Origin of the sequence: Microbacterium sp. SA39, from assembly GCF_000967865.1 — a bacterium.
Lineage (GTDB): Bacteria > Actinomycetota > Actinomycetes > Actinomycetales > Microbacteriaceae > Microbacterium.
The window spans coordinates 90,786-109,518 of sequence record NZ_JXRU01000031.1; the positions used below are offsets into that span (position 1 = coordinate 90,786).

Genomic DNA, 18,733 nt, shown 5'->3' on the forward strand with positions numbered 1-18,733 from the left:
TCTAGGAACGCGCAGAAACCCGGAGGAATCGGTTGGATCGAACCTACGAAGCGGGTGCGGGGGCGGTGTCGGGCGTTTGCGCCGCCTCTACAAAGGCATCCGCGATCTTCTGTGCGGTCTGTTCAACCTGCCAGTGGCGTGCGCCGAGGGCGATGAGGGCCGAACCGATGTCTTCCGCGGTCTCACCGGGCACATCCCAGGCCACGCGGCGCAGGAACTCGGGCGTCAGCAGGTTCTCGGTCGGCATGCCGAGCTCCTCGGCCACAGCTTCGACGACGGGACGTGCTGCCTTCAGGCGCGCATCCGCCTCGGGGTTCCGGTCCGACCAGGCGCGCGGCGGCGGGAGGGTGTCGCTGGGCACCCGCTCGCGCGGGAGCTCTTCACTGGCGCGTCCGTCGACGATCGCCTGCCACCAGCGATCGAGCTGGGTGCGGCTCGCGCGGCCCTGGAACTCCTTGATGCCGGCCAGTGCCTGCTTCGACTGCGGGTTCGCCATCACTGCGGCGACCAGTGAGCGGTCGGGAACGAGACGGCCGGGCGAGACGTCCTGGTCCTGCGCGAACGACTCGCGAGCCTGCCAGAGCGACCGGGCGACGGCGAGGTTCCGAGACCCACGCACCTGGTGCAGTCCGCTCAGCCGGCGCCACGGGTCCTCGCGCGGAGGCTTGGGCAGGCGCGACAGGGTCGCGGCGAACTCCTCCGCGGCGAACTCCGTCTTCTCCTGCTCCTCGAGTTCGGCGACGAGAGCGTCGCGCACATCGACGAGGTGCAGCACGTCGAGCGCCGCGTAGTCCAACCAGGCGGCCGGGAGCGGACGCGTGGACCAGTCCGATGCCGAGTGCTCCTTCTTGAGCGTGATCCCGAGAGTGTCCTCGACCACCGCCGCAAGGCCGACCCGCTCGTGTCCGAGCAGCCGTGAGGCGAGCTCCGTGTCGAAGATCGACGGGGGCTCGAGGTGCAGTTCCCGAAGCGAGGGAAGATCCTGGCTCGCTGCGTGAAAGACCCACTCCGTGTCGCCGATTGCCTCCTGCAGCGGCGAGAAGTCGCCGAGTTCCGGAGGATCGAACAAGAAGACGCCCGCGTCTCGACGGAAGACCTGGACCAGGTAGGCGCGCTGCGAGTATCGGAAGCCGGACGCCCGCTCGACATCGACGGCCACCGGTCCGGTGCCCGCGGCGAGCGCGACGCACGCCGCGCGGAACTCCTCAGCATCCGAGATCACGGAGTATTCAGTCACGTACAGCCTTTCGCGCGCCGAGAACGGCGATGCCCTCGGAACCCGGCGGAAGTCCCGCCAGCATTCCGACCAGCTCGGCCCATGCTTCGACGTGCGGTCGGAACGGGCCCTCTGGTGTCCAGGACGCCCGCAATTCTATCTGGGCGCCGTCGCCTTCGACGGCGAGGCCGCCGAATCCTTTGGACAGCGTCTTGGTCGAGGTGCCGGACGGCGAGTGATACGTCGCGTCGCGCGAGTCCAGAGCATCGACCAGCCACGACCACGTGACGTCCGCCAGCAGAGGATCGGTGCCGATCTCGTTCTCCAGCGGCGCCTGGGCGAAGATGACGATCCGCCACGCTCCGCCCCACGCACCAGGTTCTTCAGGGTCATGGAGCAGGACGAAGCGCCCCGTGCCGTAGATCGACTCGCCGTCCCCGTCGGGGCGCACGTCCGCGGCGAGCGCGACGGCGAAGGGGGCCAGGCCCTGAGGCGTCGGGATCTCGCGCACCGTGATGTCATCGCGGAACGCGGTCTCGCGCAATTCGGCTGTCGCGCTGTCGAAAGGGGTCCCGGCATCGGGGTGTGGGGTCACGGCAACAGGCTAGAGTCAGGAGGCGATGAAGAGTCTCAGGCACGCCGTTGCACTCCTTGTCCCCGCACTGCTCGCACTCGGGGCCACCCTGTCGTTCCTGGTGTTCGGCGTCGCGAGGCGAGTCGTCACACCGATGCGGCGACCTGTGGACACCCGTATCCTCGCGATCGACACCGGTGCGCAGACGATCGAGCTCGAGAGGACCGACGACACCGAACTGCCCGGGCGCTATGGCCTGTTCACCACGGGTACGTACGGCTACGTGAAGATCGGCGCCGTGCTCAGTGCCGACGCGACGAGCGTACGGCGCAAGCTGCTGACGAAGATCGAGACCGGGGCGCGCGTCGACGGCGGTGCATCCTTCAGCGGCTACTACTACGCGTCGCCGAGCGAGCTGCATCTGTCATGGCAGAACATCGTCATCGGCTCGCCGGCAGGGCCCTGCCCTGCCTGGTTCTTCCCGGCCGAGTCGAGCACCTGGGTGATCCAGGTCCATGGGCGCGGGGCGACGCGGGTCGAATGCCTTCGCGCCGTGCCGGTGCTGCACGCTGCGGGGTTCCCGAATCTCGTGGTGTCGTACCGGAATGACGGGGAGGCGCCTCGCAGCCGATCCGGAGGGTACGCGCTCGGCACGTCGGAATGGCGCGACCTCGATGCTGCGATCGCCTACGCGCTGCGACACGGCGCGGAACGCGTCGTCCTGATGGGCTGGTCCATGGGCGGCGCGGTCGTCCTGCAGGCCGCGGTCAGTTCCAGTCATCGCGAGCGCATCGTCGGCCTGATCCTCGAGTCGCCGGTCGTCGACTGGCGCACCGTGCTCCGGTACCAGGCGCGGAAGGCGGGCGTCCGAGCGCCTCTGCCCGATCTCGCGATGAGCGCTCTGCAGCGTCCGCTCATGGCGCGCATCAGCGGCGCGGACGACGCGATCTCGTTCGACCGTCTCGACATGGTGACGCGGGCTGCGGAGCTGAGGGCGCCGATGCTGATCCTGCACAGCGCCGACGACGGCTTCGTGCCGATCGCCTCCTCGCTCGCGCTCGCACAGGCCCGACCCGATCTCGTCACGATGCCGGAGTTCGGCATCGCGCGGCATACCAAGATCTGGAATTACGACCAGAACGGCTGGAGCGCGGCGATCACCGAGTGGCTTCAGGACCAGGGCTTCAGCGCTTCTGCCTGACCTGCGTCTTCGCGCGCATCAGCATCCCCGTCATGCCGCCGATGCGCAGCGGCGACACGGCCTTGGTCAGGCCGATCGACTGGGGATAGTCGTCCGGGATCGCGAGCACCTCGTCCGACGTGAGTCCGGTGAGGCCCTGGACGAGAATGCTCGCGAAACCACGGGTCGTCGGTGCTTCCTCCGGCGCGGTGGCGTGCATCGTGACGATGTCGTCGTTCACCTCGACGTAGATGTAGACGGGCGACTGACACTCGGCGACGCGCTCGCACATCTCCGGGTGATTCGCGACCTCCTCGGAGACCGGGGGCAACTCGTCGGAGTACTCCAGCAGCAGGAGCAGTCGATCCGCTTCCGGAGTCTCGAGGAAGCCGTCGCGGATGTCGGCGAGGATGTCGGGGAGTTCGCTGGCGTTCATCCCTGCCATCCTCCCACGATCAGCGCGATCCGGGCTCGGAGCCGGTCACGATCGGGACGCGCACGGCGCTGCCCCACTCGGTCCACGAGCCGTCGTAGTTGCGCACGTTCTGGAAGCCGAGCAGGTGCTTGAGCACGAACCAGGTGTGGCTCGATCGCTCGCCGATCCGGCAATAGGCGACGACGTCGTCGCCCTCCTTCAGTCCCGCGCCTTCGAGATAGACCGCCTCGAGCTCGGCGCGGTTCTTGAAACCGCCGTCCTCGGCCACGGCCTTCGCCCACGGCACGCTCTGCGCGGTCGGGATGTGTCCGGCGCGAAGAGCGCCCTCCTCGGGGTAGGCGGGGGCCGTCGTGCGCTCTCCGCTGTACTCCTCAGGGGAGCGGACGTCGATCAGCGGGTTTCCGATGTGGGCGAGCACGTCTTCCTTGTACGCCCGGATGACGGAGTCATCTCGCTCGACGACGGGGTACTCCGTCACGGGACGCGTGGTCGCGTCGCGCGTGAGCTCCCGTCCCTCGGAGATCCAGCGGTCACGTCCGCCGTCGAGCAGACGCACGTCCTCGTGGCCGAAGAGCGAGAAGACCCAGAGGGCGTACGCCGCCCACCAGTTGTTCTTGTCGCCGTAGATGACGACGGTGTCGGAGCGTTCGATGCCCTTGCGGCTGAGCAGGTCGGCGAAGCCCTCACCGTCGACATAGTCGCGGACCACGGGATCGTTGAGCTCCGTGTGCCAGTCGACCTTCACTGCGCCGGGGATGTGCCCGGTCTCGTAGAGCAGCACGTCCTCATCCGATTCGACGACCACGAGTCCCGGGGCACCGAGTCGTTCCGCGAGCCATGCGGTGGTCACCAGGCGGCCGGGTGCGGCGTACTCGGCGAACTTGGGGGAGGAGGAATCGATCTCGATGGCCATGGGGTCTCCGAAGCATTGAGCGGACGAGGGTGCGGGTGCGGACGGCGTAGTGTTGAGCCGTCCCTTTCGACGATAGATCCCCGCAGTGCGCCCTGCACCCGATTCGTAAGAGTTCGACACAGGCCGGCACCCGATTCAGGACCGTGATGACCGACACGACCAGCCGCACGGGAATCGTGCACCTCACCGAGCGCCAGCCCGCCGTCAGCGGACCCGAGATGCTGGCGAGTCTGGTGCCGCCGCCGCAGTTCGACACGGCGACATTCGAGAGCTACCGCGCGGATCCCGCCTACCCCTCCCAGGAGGAGGCCAAGGAGACACTGATGCGGTTTGCGGGTCGCGGCGGTCCGGTGAAGCGCGGCGGATTCTTCAGCCGGGCGAAGAAGGAGCCCGAGGTCAAGCCGGGCGTGTACCTGGACGGCGGATTCGGCGTCGGGAAGACGCACCTCCTGGCGTCGATCTACCATGCGATGCCTGCCCGTCGGAAGTACTTCGGCTCGTTCATCGAGTACACGGCGCTGGTCGGCGCGCTCGGCTACAAGAACACGGTCGACCTGCTCAAGGGAGCGGATCTCCTCTGCATCGACGAGTTCGAACTCGACGATCCCGGTGACACGATGGTGATGACGCGTCTGCTCGGTGAACTCGTCCCCACGGGCACCCGCCTCGCCGCGACATCCAACACCCCGCCGAACGCGCTCGGAGAGGGCCGTTTCGCGGCGCAGGACTTCCTCCGCGAGATCCACGCGATGTCGGACAGCTTCCGGACGATCCGCATCGACGGCGTCGACTTCCGTCAGCGCGCGCTCGACGGGCACGCCGTCGTCCTCGAGGACGACGCCTACGACGCTGCGCGCGACGCCGCCGGCGCCCATGGCGCGGCATCCGATGACCGTTTCGACGATCTGATCAGCCACCTGGCGCAGGTGCATCCGTCTCGCTACATCCGAGTCATCGACGGTGTCGGTCAGGTCGGGCTCCGCGGGGTGCACCAGCTGACGGACCAGTCCGAGGCCCTGCGTTTCGTCGCCTTCGTCGACCGCGTGTATGACGCGCAACTCCCGATCATCGCCACGGGGCTCGGTCTCGACTCCGTCTTCTCCGACGAGATGCTCGCCGGCGGATACCGCAAGAAGTACCTCCGCGCCATCTCTCGACTGAATGCTCTGACGCATTCTGCGTGACCCCGCAGGCCGGTGTAACGCGATGTTCACACCCGGGGCCGTCCTGTAACACCGGGGAAACAAACCTCACGCATGCGCGAAACGGCGCGTCGTCACACTGAAGCTCTCAATTACTTCGGATGTGAGGTTTTCCTATGGATGCTCCCGGCAACATCTCGTGGGCGATCACCGCGACAGCGCTGGTCCTGCTCATGACGCCTGGCGTCGCCTTCTTCTACGGCGGTCTGGTCAAGGCGAAGAGCGTCGTCAGCATGATGATGATGAGCTTCGGCTCGATCGGCCTTGTCGCCGTGCTGTGGATTCTCTTCGGCTTCTCGATGAGCGCCGTCGACAGCCCGACCGCCTTCGCCGGCAACCCCTTCGCCGATATCGGCCTCTCGAGCCTCGCCTCGGGTGAGGGATCGAACGTCGCCCTGCTCGGTGTCGCGTACGGCGCCACCTTCGCGATCATCACGGTCGCCCTGATCTCGGGGGCGATCGCCGATCGTGCGAAGTTCGGCAGCTGGCTCATCTTCGCCGGCGTCTTCGCCACGGTGGGTTACTTCCCGGTCGCCGCATGGGTCTGGGGTGGCGGCTGGATCATGAACCTCGGCACGACCCTGTTCGGTGAGGACAGCGGCATCGGCGTCATCGACTACGCCGGTGGCACGGCCGTCCACATCAACGCGGGTGCTGCGGCCCTCGCCTTGGCCATCGTCCTGGGCAAGCGCATCGGCTTCCAGAAGGGCATCCTGAAGCCGCACAACGTGCCGCTGACGCTGCTCGGCGCCGCGCTGCTGTGGTTCGGCTGGTTCGGCTTCAACGCCGGTGCCGAGTGGCTCGCCGAAGACATGGGCAAGGTCGGCCTCATCGGTATCAACACGCTCGGCGCGACGGCTGCGGCCATCCTCGGCTGGATCCTGATCGAGAAGATCAAGGACGGAAAGCCCACCTCGGTCGGCGCCGCTTCCGGTGCGGTGGCGGGTCTCGTCGCCATCACCCCGGCGTGCGCGAACCTGACGCCGGGCTGGGCACTGCTGCTGGGGCTGCTGGCCGGAGTCATCTGCGCGCTGGCGATCGAACTGAAGTTCCGCCTCGGCTTCGACGACTCGCTCGACGTGGTCGGCATCCACCTCGTCGGCGGACTCCTCGGAACCGTCTACCTGGGCTTCTTCGCCTCCGAGACCGGGCTGTTCGTCGGCGGCGACGCCCGCCAGCTCGCGGTGCAGGTGATCGCCGCACTGGGCGTGCTCATCTACTCGTTCGTCGTGGCCTTCATCATCGGCTTCGCGATCCAGAAGACGATCGGGTTCCGCGTCACGAACGAGGACGAGATCGCCGGAGTCGACCAGGTCGTCCACGGCGAGGAGGGCTACGCACTCGCCGACGCATGACAGCGGTTAGGGTGACCGTGTGAGCAACTCGGACGGCATCCTGACAGCACTCGCGAGGATCCTTCAGAAAGTAGTGGGATCAGACCGGGCGCCTCGGACCGAACACCGGCCGAGGCGCCCGGTCGCGCGTCTGCAGACCACGGCGGAGACGAGGCCACCCGTCGGATCGCCACGTGATCCGGGACGTACCTCGTCGGCTCAGACCACGCGGATCGACCCGGAGGGCATCAGGAGGCTGCAGGTCGCGTACGCTCCGCAGCGCGACGGCGCGCCGGATGCCGGTGAGATCGTGTGGACCTGGGTGCCGTACGAGGAGAACGACGGGCGGGGCAAGGATCGACCGGTCCTCGTGATCGGGCGTGAGTCGCGAGATCGCGTCTACGCGGTGCGCCTGACCAGCAAGGCTCACGACGGCGACCGCGACTTCCTCTCCATCGGATCCGGAGATTGGGATTCGCAGGGACGAGAGTCGTGGGTCGACATCGAGCAGCTTTACAGCGTGCACGAGCGAGGGCTGCGCCGAGAGGCGGCAGTCCTCGACCGCAGACTCTACGACCTGATCGCTGCGGCTCTTACACGCCGCTACGGCTGGGCTGTCGAGGGCTGAGCGCGGGGAACGCCTGCAGCACCATGTCGACGAGCTCGGTGAGCGGTCGCGTCAGAGGATCCGTCGCCGGAAGCCCGAGGCTCAGCTCGATCTCGTCGATCGATGAGCTGAGCTCCTCGTCGGACAGGTTCTCGTGATTCACCGTGATCCCGATGACCCGTGTCTTCGCGAACGCCTCGATCAGCGCGACCTCGCTCTCGACGGTCGGCATGTCCACCATGGGGAAGTCGCCGAGCACCCTGCGGCCGGGCGCGTGCTGCACGATGACCGCCTCGGGCTGGCTGCCCCGCAGGATGTGCGCCGACGTGATGTAGGCCGGGTGGCTGAGTGCGCCCTGACCCTCGACGATGATCACGTCGGGATCCTCGCCCTCGAAGGCCGCGACGACCTGGTTCTCGACCTCACCCGAGCAGAACTGCGGGACGAGCGCGTCGAGCGCCACACCGTACTTGCCACCCTGGATGATCGTCGTCTGACCGGTTCCGACCATCACGGCATGGATGCCGTGTTCGTTGAGCGCGCGGACCAGCAGCGTGGCCGTGGTGCGCTTGCCGATGGCGCCGTCGGTGCCGAGGATCGCGATTCGCGGGCAGGTGACATCGAAGATCCGGCCGGAGAAGAGGTGCAGGTCCTTCTTCTCCTTCGGGCGGCGGATGTCGGTGATCGTCACGCCGGCGAGCAGGCTTGCGGCGACGAACTCGGCATCATCCGTCAGGAACTCGTGCAGGCCATTGATGATGTGCATACCCCGGGCGATACCGTCGAGCAGCACCGTGCGCTGGTCGGGGGAGAGCAATCCGTCTGCCGGGGCCACGCCGCAGATGAGGTAGTCGGGGACGTGCCCGGCGTGCGCGATCGCCGACGCGAGGTCGTTCAGAACCGGAATGCCGACAACGGTTCCGTCGAGCAGCATCCCGGCATCCGCGCCCGCATGCGTGCTGTCGATGACGCTGAGGATCTCGTATCGCTCGGAGTGACGCACGAGCCCGTTGGCAGTCTTCCCGTCCTGCTCGCCGAACTGACCCTCGCAGTAGATCACCGCGGTCGTGCCAGCGGGGAGGGCGATCGGCGCCGCCCATGCGTGCGCGGAAGAGGCGTTCGGATCAGCGGGCAGGGATGGGTGAGACATGGCTCTCCTCGGACTCGCACAGAGGAGGCGACGGAGAACGAAATGGCCGATACGGCCCGTTGGTCGACGAGAAGTCTTCCCTGACGCCGGCAAGATGCCGACTCGCCCACCGTAGCAGGGTGGCCTGAGACCCAGCCGCGAGCCGAGAGCAATCCGATCAGGCGGGTGCGCCGAACCATGTGTGAGCCGCGACCGCGGCGAAGCACAAGGAGGAATCATGCGTTTCATTCCCACCAAGGTTCACGGAATTCTCGACTACATCGTCGGCGTGGCACTCATAGCGGCACCGTGGCTCTTCGGATTCGCGGACGTGGGCGGTCCCGCCGTCGTCATCCCGATCGTCCTGGGCGTCGGCCTGATCGTCTACAGCCTGTTCACCAAGTACGAGTGGGGCCCCTTCGGCTTCATCCCGATGCCCGTCCACCTCGTGTTCGACATCGTCGCGAGCCTGTTCCTCGCGCTTTCGCCGTGGATCTTCGGATTCTCGGGTGAAGCCCTGAACGTCTGGCTCCCTCACGTCGTCGTGGGTGCCGCAGTCATCGTGGTCGTGCTCTTCTCGCAGCCGCAGCCGGCGACCACCCGCGCCCGGGCCGCGACCGCCTGATCGCCTGATTCGCCCGGTCGAGAATGCCGGGCTGCCGTCCGAACGGATTGGCAGCCCGGCATTCTGCGTCTCGGGCCGGGCCGGGCCGGGCTCGGGCGTCAGGGAGCGTCGGAGCCGTCGGACTCCGATGCCGTCTCGTCGGCCTGGGCGGGCGGAAGATCCTGCAGGAACTCGCGGTCGTCGTTCGGGTCGCCACTCCCGTCGCCCAGGATGCTCTCGTCGTGGATCTTCTTGTAGTCGATCATCTCGTCGGCCGTGTTTCCGCTCGTGCTGTCTGCCATATCGGACATGAGCTCTCCTTTCGCTGCGGATGCCTCGGCGGCATCCCTCACCCGCAGTTTCCGGGTGCGGCCGCTCCGCCGCACGGGGCTGGCATCGGATCGTCCGCGATGCTAGCCGTGATGACGCTGCAGCGCCTCGCTGAGCCACCGGGCGTAGAGCTGCCACGGATCGCCGACGGCGCGCAGCCCGGACACGTGGGAGCGCAAGCCGTCGGTCAGCGTGAACCATTCGCCGCCTTCGCGGTCCTCGGCGAATTCACGATGACGGCTCTGCTCGATCTCTCTCCCTCCGCGCTCGAACGCCAGCAGCTCGTGGTGCAGGATGCGCGACAGTCGCTGGCGTGGCCTGTGGCTGGTGCCGATCTTCACGCGGCGATCGAATCGCAGGTAATAGACGACGTCGACCCGGGGGAGAGGGAGGCCGTCGTCCGGCACGTCTCCGAACCTCCAGCTGCAGACCGCACAGATCCAGGCCTCCCCGGTGCGCACACCGGAGTGCCCGCCGCAGAGATGGCAGGGGCCGGGCAGGATGTCGGTCGACCGCATGCCAGGGATGCTACGCGCAGCCTGGGACAAGGAGCCGTGAAGCGATCAGTGCGCTACCGGGTGTCTCCGACTCGTGCCAGCGAGCGATGACGCAGGTTGCCGAGCCATCGGACGAGAACCGCGAGAACGAAGAACGCGACCACGAGGACGAGGCACCACAGTGCGACTCCGCCGTAGCCGCCGGACACGTTCGGGTTGAAGAACGGGTAGGGGTAGAACCCGTCGATCGCTCCGCGCACCACCGAGAAGATGGAGTAGGCCGCCGGCCAGACCATCCACCAGAGCGCGACGCGGAACGGCAGATTCCGGCGCGGGGCCCAGATCAGCCAGTCGACGATGCCCGCGATCGGGATGATCATGTGCAGGACGACGTTCACCCAGGGGATCAGGGATCCGAGATCCGTGTCGGCGAGGATCGTGTTGAAGACCACGCCGACGAAGACGATGTAGACGACGGCGCCGCCGCGGATCGCGACATCGGAGTCGGACGGGTCCTTCCGCGCGGAGATCAGCCGGAGCGCGCTCACGATGAACACGATGGAGATCATGATGTTCGACAGATTCGTGAAGTAGCAGAAGAAGTTGAAGATGCTGTGTCCGAGCGGAATGGTCACGGCGAAGAACTGCACGCCCACGGCCGTGAGCGACAGGGCAGCGAAGAGGAGCCGATACACGATGGCGGCGGTGCGCGAATTCATGGCATAAACCTAGCGGTGCTCGCCACCCCCTCTCGGTAACGAGCGAAAGTTGGCACACTCGGGTCATGGTCTTCATCGGATTCCACGCCTCCCATGAGCAGATCGCGCCGAGCGCGCTCCTCGACGCCGTCGTCGCCGCCGAACAGGCCGGGTTCGACGGCGCGATGTGCTCCGACCACCTCGCGCCCTGGAGCCCACGACAGGGCGAGTCGGGCTTCGCCCTCAGCTGGATCGCGGCCGCCCTGGCGCGCACCAGCTTTTCGATCGGTATGGTCAACGCTCCCGGTCAGCGCTACCATCCGGTCATGATCGCGCAGGCGTTCGCGACGATCGAGGAGATGTTCCCCGGCCGTTTCTGGGCGGCCATGGGCAGCGGGGAGGCGGTCAACGAACACGTGACGGGCGACGGCTGGCCTGAGAAGGCGACGCGCAACGAACGCCTTCTCGAGAGCGTGGACGTCATCCGCCGTCTGATCGCCGGGGAGCTGGTCGACCATGACGGTCTGGTGAGAGTGCACCGCGCCCGAGTGTGGAGCCGGCCAGCCGAGCCAGCGCCGCTCTTCGCGACCGCGGTCAGCGCCGAGACAGCGGGATGGGCCGCGTCCTGGGCAGACGGTCTCGCCACGGTCGCCCAGGAGCCCGACGCCCTGCGCCGCGTCGTGGACCGGTACCGCTCGGCGGGCGGCGTCGGCCCCTGCACGCTGCAGGTGCATCTCAGCTGGGCGCGGAGTGACGCGGAGGCACTCGTGATCGCGCGCGACCAGTGGCGCAACGGCCTGCTCTCCCCGCCCACGACCTGGGACCTGGAGCAGCCGGAGGACTTCGACGAGGCCGTCGGCGTGGTCGATGACGCGGGGCTCGGAAAGGCGGTCCTGATCGATCACGACCCCGAGTCCCTCGCGTCGCGCATCGCCGATCTCGTGCGCATCGGGTTCGATCGCGTCTATCTGCACCATGTCGGCACCGATCAATCCGGGTTCCTCCGCACGGCGGCATCCGACCTCATCCCCGCACTGAAGGAGCGACTGTGAAGATCACGGATACCAGCGACCTCTGGTGGAAGACCGCTGTCGTGTACTGCCTCGACGTCGAGACCTTCCTCGATTCGAACGGAGACGGCGTCGGCGATCTGCAGGGCCTCGCGCAGCGGATCGACTACCTCTCCCAGCTCGGGGTCACCTGCCTCTGGCTCATGCCGTTCTATCCGACTCCCGACCGGGACGACGGGTACGACGTCAGCGACTTCTACGGTGTCGACCCGAGGCTCGGAACCCACGGCGACCTCGTCGAGGTCATCCGCACGGCCCGTGATCGGGGCATGCGCGTGATCGTCGACCTCGTCGTCAATCACACCTCTGATCGGCATCCGTGGTTCCTGGCGGCGAAACGCAGCGTGGACTCGCCCTACCGCGACTACTACATCTGGCGAGATGATGCGCCGCCCCGCGGGCAGAAGAACGCGGTCTTTCCCGGGCAGGCCGACGGCATCTGGGAGAAGGACGAGAAGTCGGGGCAGTGGTACCAGCACAGCTTCTACGAGCACCAGCCCGACCTCAACGTCGCGAACCCGCAGGTGCGCGACGAGATCGCCAAGGTGATCGGCTTCTGGCTGCAGCTCGGCATCTCGGGATTCCGCGTCGACGCGGTGCCTTTCCTGCTCGAGGTTCCTCAGGGCGCTGATATCCCGGAGCCGCACGACCTGCTGCGCGACATCCGCCGCTTCCTGCAGCGCAGATCCAGCGAGGCGATCCTGCTCGGCGAGGTGAATCTGCCGTATGACCAGCAGGTCGCGTACTTCGGGGGTGAAGCCGGTGACGAGCTGACCATGCAGTTCGACTTCGTCGGCATGCAGGCGTTCTACCTGTCTCTCGTGCGCCGCGATCCGGCTCCGCTCATCGAGGCGCTGACCTCCCGTCCCGAGCTGGGGGTCGAGGTGCAGTGGGCGAATTTCCTCCGCAATCACGACGAGCTCACCCTCGACAAGCTCAGCGACAGTGAGCGGCAGGAGGTGTTCGAGGCGTTCGCGCCCGATGAGAAGCAGCGCGTCTTCGGGCGCGGCATCACGCGCCGGCTCCCGACCATGCTGGAGGGAGACCCGAGACGCATCCGGATGGCGTACAGCCTGCTGTTCACCCTGCCCGGCACCCCGGTGCTGTTCTACGGCGAGGAGATCGGGATGGGGGAGAACGTCGACATTCCGGACAGGCAATCCGTGCGGACTCCCATGCAGTGGTCGGCGGATCGCAACGGCGGATTCTCGGACGCTGCGCCTTCACGACTGGTTGCCCGCCCGCCCGCCGACGGCTACGCCCCGCAGCACGTGAACGTCGCGGCCCAGCTGGAGGATCGCGGTTCGATGCTGCACTTCTTCCGTGATCTCACCTCCCGATACCGCATCTCGCCGGAGCTCGGCTGGGGACGGCTGGAGATCATCGAGCAGTCGGCGCCCGGGCTGCTGGTGCACTCGCTCGCAGCGGACGTGGGGCGGATGATCGCGCTGCACAACTTCTCGGAGGTTCCCGTCGATGCCGCGTTCCGCCTTGCCGACGAGCCGGAAGGCACGACCCTCGTCGACCTTCTCGACTCGGCGCGGGTCGAGGTGAGCCCGACCGGCGACGTCGAACTCGAGGTCCCGGGGTACGGCTATCGCTGGTTGCGGGTCTCGCGACCGGGGGACGGGCGTGTCACGTGAGCCGTCGCGGACCGCAGGGGGCGCTGTGGATGTAGGACGGAAGGTAAGTGCGATAGCGGGCGGCGCCGCGCTCCTGCTGGCGCTGACCGCCTGCGCGAGCGAGCCACCCTCGAGCGGGGGCGCGCCGACACCCGCGCGATCCGGCTCCTCGATCGTGGCGACGGGAGAGGCGACGGTGATCGCGCAGAACCTCGCCGTGCCGTGGTCGATCGCGTTCCACGGTGACATTGCGCTGTTCAGCGAGCGCGACACTGCACGGATCGTCGAGGTGAGTGAAGACGGTATCGTGCGCGAGGTCGGCGTCATCGATGGTGTCGCTCCACGCGGCGAGGGCGGTCTGCTCGGGATCGCCGTGGGGGAGGGGTACCTGTACGCCTACTTCACGACGTCGTCGGACAATCGCATCGAGCGGTACGAGATCTCGGGTGCTGCAGGGGCGCTGCGATTGGGAGAGGCCGAAGCCGTGCTGAGCGGACTCGACGTCGCCGGAAATCACAACGGCGGGCGCATCGCCTTCGGCCCGGACGGGATGCTCTACGCCACGGTCGGCGACGCCGGACAGCCCTCGCGAGCGCAGGACCTCGACTCTCTGTCCGGAAAGATCCTCCGCCTCACGCCTGACGGCGATGTGCCGGACGACAACCCCATCGAGGGTTCTGTGGTGTTCAGCTACGGGCACCGGAACCCGCAGGGGATCGCCTGGGGCCAGGACGGCGTCCTCTACGCGAGCGAGTTCGGGCAGGACACCTGGGACGAGCTGAACATCATCGAAGCGGGTGGCAACTACGGCTGGCCGGAGGTCGAAGGCATCGCCGACCGCGACGGCTTCGTCGATCCGGTGCAGCAGTGGCGCCCTGATCAGGCGAGTCCCAGCGGCATCGCCGTGACCGGCGGAGCGATCTTCATCGCGAATCTCAGGGGCGAGCGGCTCCGCGAGGTGCCCATCGAGGATCTCACCGTCGCGTCGGAGCATAACGTCGGTGAGTTCGGCCGTCTGCGGGACGTCGTCGTCGCGCCTGACGGTGCCCTGTGGATGCTGACGAACAACCGTGACGGCCGCGGATCGCCGTCCGACGACGACGATCGCGTCATCCGGGTTCCGCTCGACAAGCCTGAGTGACTCACGGCGGCGGCGGGGAAAGACCGAGATGTGGTGGGCGATACCGGACTCGAACCGATGACCTCTTCCGTGTGAAGGAAGCGCGCTACCAACTGCGCCAATCGCCCATACCCGCGGGGTACGTCAACAGATACTACCCGACGCTCGGACGCCGCGAGGACCACTCCGGCGGACACGCGCGGGATTCGATTCCGGTTTGGACCCTCGCCGATCTTCGGCTAATGTTTCATGAGTGCCCGGGTCGACCGGGAGCAAATGCGGATGTAGCGCAGTGGTAGCGCATCACCTTGCCAAGGTGAGGGTCGCGAGTTCGAATCTCGTCATCCGCTCGAGTGCAGTGAGTTTCTCTTGGAGACTCGAAGCACGTGGGGTCAATCCACACGGTGGCGTGGCCGAGCGGCTAGGCACCGGCCTGCAAAGCCGTTTACACGGGTTCGAATCCCGTCGCCACCTCGTCGCACACAACTGAAAAGCCTGTACAGGCGCGATTGGCGCAGCGGTAGCGCGCTTCCCTGACACGGAAGAGGTCACTGGTTCGATCCCAGTATCGCGCACACTGAAACCCCCGGAATCCCGGGGGTTTTTTCGTGTTCGGGCCGGACGGCCGTTTCAATCGGCGCGCCTGACCGCCGCCACCTGTTCCTCGTCGCCTTCCTCGTTGGACCAGGAAGAGGGGTCGAGGTAGAGGCCGAAACGAGCAACGAGTTCCGCGATCATCGAGCGGACCCGCAACGTGCCACCTTCTGCGACGGTGTCACTCTCGATCTCGAACGCGTCGTACGACAGCGGCTCGCGGAGCGAATCGGCATCCGCTGCGCCGATCAACTGCACATGATGCCGACCCGGGGCGCCGCTCCCCGTTGGCTCGTCGACGAGCACGTGGAAGTAGTTGATAGCGCGCTTGGCTGAGCCGCGCACGTCCTGCAAGGGCGGAGCAAGCGCATCGCTCCCGCTCGGGAACATCGGGTTCATGAAAGTGCCTCTCTGTCTCGGATCAGGATGTCATGGCGCAAATCGACGTTCGCGATGCAACCCCGTTCTCTCTCCAGCGGATCGTACTAACGTGCTGGGATGGACGAAATGCAGACCATGGAGAGGACCGAGATCCTCATCGACGGCGTTGCCGCGCACCTCGCACAGGAACAAGACCTGGACGAGTTGCTGGATCGGATCTCCGAGGCGGCCAACGGTCCGGCGCGGTTCATAGACTTCATCGTCGTCGGGAACCGACGCATGCGCGTGCTGGTGACGCCGCGATCGCGTGTGGTCATCTCTACCTCGACCGTCCAGTACGACCCTCGCGACACGGGAGACGAGCGCACGCCTTGGGGCGGCCTCTTCGATTTCGAGTTTGCACAGGACAGCGCCGGCAGGGCACCGGGGGAGTGATGAGGTGCCTTCCACCCGCGAGCACCCCAGAACTCGCGAGGCGGAAGGCAAGAGCTCAGGTGCGGATCGTCCCCAGTTCCCGCATCCCCGCCGCTCTGGCACGAAGGCTACGCTCTCGCCGGGCGGGCGTCTAGATCTCGACGGAGTGCAAGAAACGGCAGCACCGCGCCCTCGGGCCTGTCGCGCTCCGCACCGAACCGGTATGTTGGCGCTCAGATCGCACGAAAAGGCGATCCACGGTCCGGTGAAGTCCCCAGCAACACCGGCAGGTGGTCCCGAGGGTTCCCCAGACCTGTCGGGACCACCCCCTCCGGAACGCTGATTCGTTCCACGGTCGCCTAGTCTTGTCTCATGCTCGTCGCCCTCATCCGCCCCGCCGAAAAGCAGACCGCGACCGTCGAGGGCACCGAGATCCCGGAGCTCCGCGCTCAGCTCCTCGCGCAGGCTCCTGCCGGATGGGAGATGGCCTCCGCCCACGTCGAGATGAAGCCGGGCGGCATCCGCATCGTCGAAGGCCGATTTCAGCGTCGCGAGGAGCCCCGAGAGATCGAAGCGGATGACATGGCTGCCCTTGAAGCCAAGGTCCCCGAAGGCTGGCAGATGCTCTCGGTCCGACACGTCTGACCGCTCCTGCGGCGTCGCACAGCGAACGGCCGCCGCGCAAGGGGGAAGCAGAATATCGCGTCGCTCTCATAGTGTTCACGAGTGAACGATCCCCACACATTCTCCTCCGACGTCCTCTGGGCGTGCGTCGAGGAAGGATTCCATGTCGGCAGCCGCGGTGGCGATTTCCTCGGGTACGTCGATCGCCAGTCGGATGGCAGCTACTCCGCATTCGACGCGCGGTCGCGTCCTCTCGGAAGCTTCCTCACGCTCGATGGTGCGACGACGGCCGTCTCGACCGCTCCCGCAGCCGGATCACCGGACGCGGATGCCGAAGCGCAGCTGAAGGGAGCTGTCCAGTGACCTCGACCGAGAGCACCGAGCTGACCTCCCTCGTCTACACGAGCACAGCATCCGCGCCGTTCCGGGCGACGGCACTCGACCACTTGCTGGCTCAGTGCCGTGCGCTCAACGAAGCGAAGGAATTGACCGGGATGCTGCTGTATCGCGGCGAGCGCTTCATCCAGGTGCTCGAGGGCCCTGCCGACGTCGTGCGTCGGCTGGCGCGCACCATCGAGAGGGATCCGCGTCATCACAGCATGCGCGTCCTCCTCGAGGAGCCGCTCGACGAACGCCGTTTCGCGGATTGGACGATGGGATATCGCTCTCTTCAGAGCGAGGCAGCGCACGTCCCCGACGGCTTCCGCGACTCGTTCGCCGATCTGGAGGACAGCTCCGAGCGCTCCACGACGTTGCGCGCCCTGGCCGAGCTCACCATGTGGTTCCGGGTGCGCGCCGACCAGGAAGTGCACGCCTGACTGAAGGGATCAGGCCCGCGGCGCTCGCTTGACCTGCTCGTAGGCCGAGAGAGCCGCTTTCCGGGTCTCGCCGAGGTCGACGATCGGTTCCGTCGGAGCATCCGCTGCCCACCGCGAGATGTAGCGGCTCTGCGGGTCGAACTTCTTCGCCTGCAGCTCGGGATTGAACACGCGGAAGTAGGGCGCGGCATCCGCTCCGGAGCCGGCGACCCACTGCCAGTTGAGCGGGTTGTTGGCGTCGTCGGCATCGACCAGCGTGTCCCAGAACCACTCCTCGCCGAGTCGCCAGTCGATCAGCAGGTTCTTGATCAGGAACGATGCCGTGACCATCCGTACGCGGTTGTGCATGTAGCCGGTGTGCCAGAGCTCGCGCATGCCCGCATCCACCAGTGGCACACCGGTCTCGCCGTGCTGCCAGGCGTCGAGTTGTGAGGGGTCGAGCGGCGGCCAGGGGAAGGCGTCGAACTCCCGGCGAAGGTTCTTCGTCGCGAGGTCCGGGAAGTGATAGAGCGTGTGCCAGGCGAACTCGCGCCATCCGAGCTCGGAGAGGAAGCGGCCGGCGCCGTCGACGCCGACGGCCTCATGCCACACGGTGAACGGACTCAGCTCGCCCCAACGCAGGCGCGGGGAGAGCAGCGATGTCGCCCCAGCCGAGGGCTCGTCGCGTGCTCGGTCGTAGGCGGAGAGGTCGTCGTCGAGGAACTCGCGCAGCCGCCGCCGAGCGCCCGGTTCACCCGGTTCCCAGGTCTCGCGCAACCCGCCGGCCCAGTCGGGCTGCGTCGGCAGCAGCTCCCAGTCATCGAGTCGATCGGATGCCCGCGGCTGAGAGGCGCCGGGAATCTCCTTCGGTTCCACGAGCGGTCCCCGTGGAGCGGGGAGCGCGCGGCAGGCGCGCCAGAACGGCGTGAACACCGAATAGTGCGTGCCGCTGCCCGTCGTCACGGTCCATGGCTCGTGCAGCAGAGATCCCGCGAACGATTGAACGGTCACCCCGTCGGAGCGGAGCGCCGACTTGAGTCCGGTGTCGATGGCGCGACCTGCTCCTCCGTACCGACGATTCCAGAACACGGCACCTGCTCCGGCATCCGCCACGACGTCTCGGACGACGCGATCGGCCGGGCCGCGGCGCAGGACGAGAGCCGCCCCTTTCTCACGCAGACGTTCGCCGAGGGACGCGAGCGAGTGGTGCAGCCACCAGCGCGCCGCGCCGCCGAGCGGCCGCACGCCCTCGGACTCCTCGTCGAGCACGTACAGCGCGATGATCGGCTCGCCGCGGTCGATCGCGGCGCGCAGGGCGGGGTTGTCGGCCAGCCGCAGGTCATCGCGGAACCAGACGATCGAGGGGGAGGCCATGCCCCATTCTCTCCGAC

At 67.1% G+C, this 18,733-nt stretch carries 22 protein-coding genes and 4 tRNA genes; 15 read left to right on the forward strand and 11 right to left on the reverse strand.

Translation table 11 applies throughout. From position 1 onward, the window contains the following. Positions 1–43: 43 nt before the first annotated feature. On the reverse strand, positions 44–1,237 hold the full coding sequence (locus RS85_RS07120; RefSeq protein ID WP_046012743.1) for a ribonuclease D: 1,194 nt from the start codon (positions 1,235–1,237) through the stop codon (positions 44–46). Further along, positions 1,230–1,811 carry a DUF3000 domain-containing protein gene (locus tag RS85_RS07125; RefSeq protein WP_052703469.1) on the reverse strand — a complete coding sequence of 194 codons (582 nt, stop codon included), beginning with the start codon at positions 1,809–1,811 and terminating at the stop codon, positions 1,230–1,232. The genes RS85_RS07120 and RS85_RS07125 overlap by 8 nt, the downstream gene beginning before the upstream one ends. A 25-nt stretch (positions 1,812–1,836) precedes the next feature. Between RS85_RS07125 and RS85_RS07130 the strand changes: the two genes are divergently transcribed. Beyond that, complete coding sequence (locus RS85_RS07130) at positions 1,837–2,991, forward strand: alpha/beta hydrolase family protein (protein WP_046012745.1); 1,155 nt, start codon at positions 1,837–1,839, stop codon at positions 2,989–2,991. Here the strand turns inward: RS85_RS07130 and RS85_RS07135 are convergent. Beyond that, entirely contained in the window at positions 2,975–3,406 is a 432-nt protein-coding gene (locus RS85_RS07135) for a SufE family protein (RefSeq protein ID WP_046012746.1), read from the reverse strand. The two genes, RS85_RS07130 and RS85_RS07135, sit on opposite strands and share 17 nt — an antisense overlap. A 19-nt stretch (positions 3,407–3,425) precedes the next feature. Beyond that, on the reverse strand, positions 3,426–4,319 hold the full coding sequence (locus RS85_RS07140) for a sulfurtransferase (protein WP_046012747.1): 894 nt from the start codon (positions 4,317–4,319) through the stop codon (positions 3,426–3,428). A 146-nt stretch (positions 4,320–4,465) separates the two neighbouring features. Here RS85_RS07140 and zapE point away from each other — a divergent pair, with 146 nt between their 5' ends. The 3 genes from zapE (at position 4,466) to RS85_RS07155 (ending at position 7,483) form a co-directional block, all read left to right on the forward strand. Beyond that, complete coding sequence (gene zapE / locus RS85_RS07145; protein ID WP_046012748.1) at positions 4,466–5,503, forward strand: cell division protein ZapE; 1,038 nt, start codon at positions 4,466–4,468, stop codon at positions 5,501–5,503. Positions 5,504–5,637: 134 nt separating this feature from the next. Further along, complete coding sequence (locus RS85_RS07150) at positions 5,638–6,876, forward strand: ammonium transporter (protein ID WP_046012749.1); 1,239 nt, start codon at positions 5,638–5,640, stop codon at positions 6,874–6,876. 19 nt (positions 6,877–6,895) lie between these two features. Beyond that, on the forward strand, positions 6,896–7,483 hold the full coding sequence (locus tag RS85_RS07155) for a type II toxin-antitoxin system PemK/MazF family toxin (RefSeq protein WP_046012750.1): 588 nt from the start codon (positions 6,896–6,898) through the stop codon (positions 7,481–7,483). Here the strand turns inward: RS85_RS07155 and RS85_RS07160 are convergent. After that, positions 7,449–8,612, reverse strand: a complete 1,164-nt coding sequence (locus tag RS85_RS07160) for a DUF1611 domain-containing protein (RefSeq protein WP_082087526.1) — start codon at positions 8,610–8,612, stop codon at positions 7,449–7,451. The two genes, RS85_RS07155 and RS85_RS07160, sit on opposite strands and share 35 nt — an antisense overlap. A 217-nt stretch (positions 8,613–8,829) precedes the next feature. Here RS85_RS07160 and RS85_RS07165 point away from each other — a divergent pair, with 217 nt between their 5' ends. Beyond that, on the forward strand, positions 8,830–9,216 hold the full coding sequence (locus RS85_RS07165) for an SPW repeat domain-containing protein (protein WP_046012751.1): 387 nt from the start codon (positions 8,830–8,832) through the stop codon (positions 9,214–9,216). 98 nt (positions 9,217–9,314) lie between these two features. Here RS85_RS07165 and RS85_RS07170 read toward each other — a convergent pair whose 3' ends face one another. The 3 genes from RS85_RS07170 to RS85_RS07180 all read right to left on the reverse strand — a co-directional run bounded on the left by RS85_RS07170 (position 9,315) and on the right by RS85_RS07180 (position 10,741). Beyond that, complete coding sequence (locus RS85_RS07170; protein ID WP_152642357.1) at positions 9,315–9,506, reverse strand: hypothetical protein; 192 nt, start codon at positions 9,504–9,506, stop codon at positions 9,315–9,317. A 102-nt stretch (positions 9,507–9,608) separates the two neighbouring features. After that, positions 9,609–10,043 carry a hypothetical protein gene (locus RS85_RS07175; protein ID WP_052703470.1) on the reverse strand — a complete coding sequence of 145 codons (435 nt, stop codon included), beginning with the start codon at positions 10,041–10,043 and terminating at the stop codon, positions 9,609–9,611. 53 nt (positions 10,044–10,096) lie between these two features. After that, on the reverse strand, positions 10,097–10,741 hold the full coding sequence (locus RS85_RS07180) for a Pr6Pr family membrane protein (RefSeq protein ID WP_046012753.1): 645 nt from the start codon (positions 10,739–10,741) through the stop codon (positions 10,097–10,099). A 65-nt stretch (positions 10,742–10,806) separates the two neighbouring features. On the opposite strand from RS85_RS07180, the gene RS85_RS07185 reads away from it, so the two are divergent. The 3 genes from RS85_RS07185 to RS85_RS07195 are packed head-to-tail and all read left to right on the forward strand — an operon-like array spanning position 10,807 to position 14,553. After that, positions 10,807–11,772, forward strand: coding sequence for a TIGR03885 family FMN-dependent LLM class oxidoreductase (locus tag RS85_RS07185; RefSeq protein ID WP_046012754.1), 966 nt, complete (start codon positions 10,807–10,809; stop codon positions 11,770–11,772). Next, positions 11,769–13,433 (forward strand): alpha-amylase family protein, encoded by a 1,665-nt coding sequence (locus tag RS85_RS07190; protein WP_046012755.1) that lies wholly within the window; start codon positions 11,769–11,771, stop codon positions 13,431–13,433. The genes RS85_RS07185 and RS85_RS07190 overlap by 4 nt, the downstream gene beginning before the upstream one ends. A gap of 25 nt (positions 13,434–13,458) precedes the next feature. Then, positions 13,459–14,553, forward strand: coding sequence for a PQQ-dependent sugar dehydrogenase (locus RS85_RS07195; RefSeq protein WP_046012756.1), 1,095 nt, complete (start codon positions 13,459–13,461; stop codon positions 14,551–14,553). Positions 14,554–14,584: 31 nt separating this feature from the next. Here RS85_RS07195 and RS85_RS07200 read toward each other — a convergent pair. Continuing rightward, positions 14,585–14,660, reverse strand: a tRNA-Val gene (locus RS85_RS07200). Positions 14,661–14,810: 150 nt separating this feature from the next. On the opposite strand from RS85_RS07200, the gene RS85_RS07205 reads away from it, so the two are divergent. The 3 genes from RS85_RS07205 (at position 14,811) to RS85_RS07215 (ending at position 15,107) form a co-directional block, all read left to right on the forward strand. Next, a tRNA-Gly gene (locus RS85_RS07205) sits at positions 14,811–14,882 on the forward strand. Positions 14,883–14,935: 53 nt separating this feature from the next. Next, positions 14,936–15,006, forward strand: a tRNA-Cys gene (locus tag RS85_RS07210). Positions 15,007–15,035: 29 nt separating this feature from the next. Further along, a tRNA-Val gene (locus RS85_RS07215) sits at positions 15,036–15,107 on the forward strand. A gap of 55 nt (positions 15,108–15,162) precedes the next feature. Here RS85_RS07215 and RS85_RS07220 read toward each other — a convergent pair. Then, the gene (locus RS85_RS07220; protein WP_046012757.1) at positions 15,163–15,525 is read right to left on the reverse strand and encodes a hypothetical protein; all 363 of its coding nucleotides are present in this window, start codon (positions 15,523–15,525) and stop codon (positions 15,163–15,165) included. 99 nt (positions 15,526–15,624) lie between these two features. Here RS85_RS07220 and RS85_RS07225 point away from each other — a divergent pair, with 99 nt between their 5' ends. The 4 genes from RS85_RS07225 to RS85_RS07240 all read left to right on the forward strand — a co-directional run bounded on the left by RS85_RS07225 (position 15,625) and on the right by RS85_RS07240 (position 17,363). Next, complete coding sequence (locus RS85_RS07225) at positions 15,625–15,942, forward strand: hypothetical protein (protein WP_052703471.1); 318 nt, start codon at positions 15,625–15,627, stop codon at positions 15,940–15,942. Between the two features lie 351 nt (positions 15,943–16,293). Beyond that, on the forward strand, positions 16,294–16,566 hold the full coding sequence (locus tag RS85_RS07230; RefSeq protein ID WP_046012758.1) for a hypothetical protein: 273 nt from the start codon (positions 16,294–16,296) through the stop codon (positions 16,564–16,566). An 81-nt stretch (positions 16,567–16,647) separates the two neighbouring features. Beyond that, on the forward strand, positions 16,648–16,908 hold the full coding sequence (locus tag RS85_RS07235; RefSeq protein ID WP_046012759.1) for a hypothetical protein: 261 nt from the start codon (positions 16,648–16,650) through the stop codon (positions 16,906–16,908). Then, positions 16,905–17,363 carry a BLUF domain-containing protein gene (locus RS85_RS07240; RefSeq protein ID WP_046012760.1) on the forward strand — a complete coding sequence of 153 codons (459 nt, stop codon included), beginning with the start codon at positions 16,905–16,907 and terminating at the stop codon, positions 17,361–17,363. The genes RS85_RS07235 and RS85_RS07240 overlap by 4 nt, the downstream gene beginning before the upstream one ends. 9 nt (positions 17,364–17,372) lie before the next feature. Here the strand turns inward: RS85_RS07240 and RS85_RS07245 are convergent, their stop codons facing one another. Beyond that, complete coding sequence (locus RS85_RS07245; protein ID WP_046012761.1) at positions 17,373–18,716, reverse strand: cryptochrome/photolyase family protein; 1,344 nt, start codon at positions 18,714–18,716, stop codon at positions 17,373–17,375. Between the last annotated feature and the right edge of the window lie 17 nt (positions 18,717–18,733).

Excerpts from the sequence above, each read along its gene's own strand:
- RS85_RS07135 (WP_046012746.1), bottom strand. The coding sequence starts at position 3,406 with ATGAACGCCAGCGAACTCCCCGACATCCTCGCCGACATCCGCGACGGC.
- RS85_RS07185 (WP_046012754.1), top strand. The coding sequence starts at position 10,807 with ATGGTCTTCATCGGATTCCACGCCTCCCATGAGCAGATCGCGCCGAGC.
- RS85_RS07230 (WP_046012758.1), top strand. The coding sequence starts at position 16,294 with ATGCTCGTCGCCCTCATCCGCCCCGCCGAAAAGCAGACCGCGACCGTC.
- RS85_RS07165 (WP_046012751.1), top strand. The coding sequence starts at position 8,830 with ATGCGTTTCATTCCCACCAAGGTTCACGGAATTCTCGACTACATCGTC.
- RS85_RS07175 (WP_052703470.1), bottom strand. The coding sequence starts at position 10,043 with ATGCGGTCGACCGACATCCTGCCCGGCCCCTGCCATCTCTGCGGCGGG.
- RS85_RS07245 (WP_046012761.1), bottom strand. The coding sequence starts at position 18,716 with ATGGCCTCCCCCTCGATCGTCTGGTTCCGCGATGACCTGCGGCTGGCC.
- RS85_RS07170 (WP_152642357.1), bottom strand. The coding sequence starts at position 9,506 with ATGTCCGATATGGCAGACAGCACGAGCGGAAACACGGCCGACGAGATG.
- zapE (WP_046012748.1), top strand. The coding sequence starts at position 4,466 with ATGACCGACACGACCAGCCGCACGGGAATCGTGCACCTCACCGAGCGC.
- RS85_RS07180 (WP_046012753.1), bottom strand. The coding sequence starts at position 10,741 with ATGAATTCGCGCACCGCCGCCATCGTGTATCGGCTCCTCTTCGCTGCC.
- RS85_RS07225 (WP_052703471.1), top strand. The coding sequence starts at position 15,625 with ATGGACGAAATGCAGACCATGGAGAGGACCGAGATCCTCATCGACGGC.
- RS85_RS07140 (WP_046012747.1), bottom strand. The coding sequence starts at position 4,319 with ATGGCCATCGAGATCGATTCCTCCTCCCCCAAGTTCGCCGAGTACGCC.
- RS85_RS07150 (WP_046012749.1), top strand. The coding sequence starts at position 5,638 with ATGGATGCTCCCGGCAACATCTCGTGGGCGATCACCGCGACAGCGCTG.
- RS85_RS07220 (WP_046012757.1), bottom strand. The coding sequence starts at position 15,525 with ATGAACCCGATGTTCCCGAGCGGGAGCGATGCGCTTGCTCCGCCCTTG.
- RS85_RS07160 (WP_082087526.1), bottom strand. The coding sequence starts at position 8,612 with ATGTCTCACCCATCCCTGCCCGCTGATCCGAACGCCTCTTCCGCGCAC.
- RS85_RS07130 (WP_046012745.1), top strand. The coding sequence starts at position 1,837 with ATGAAGAGTCTCAGGCACGCCGTTGCACTCCTTGTCCCCGCACTGCTC.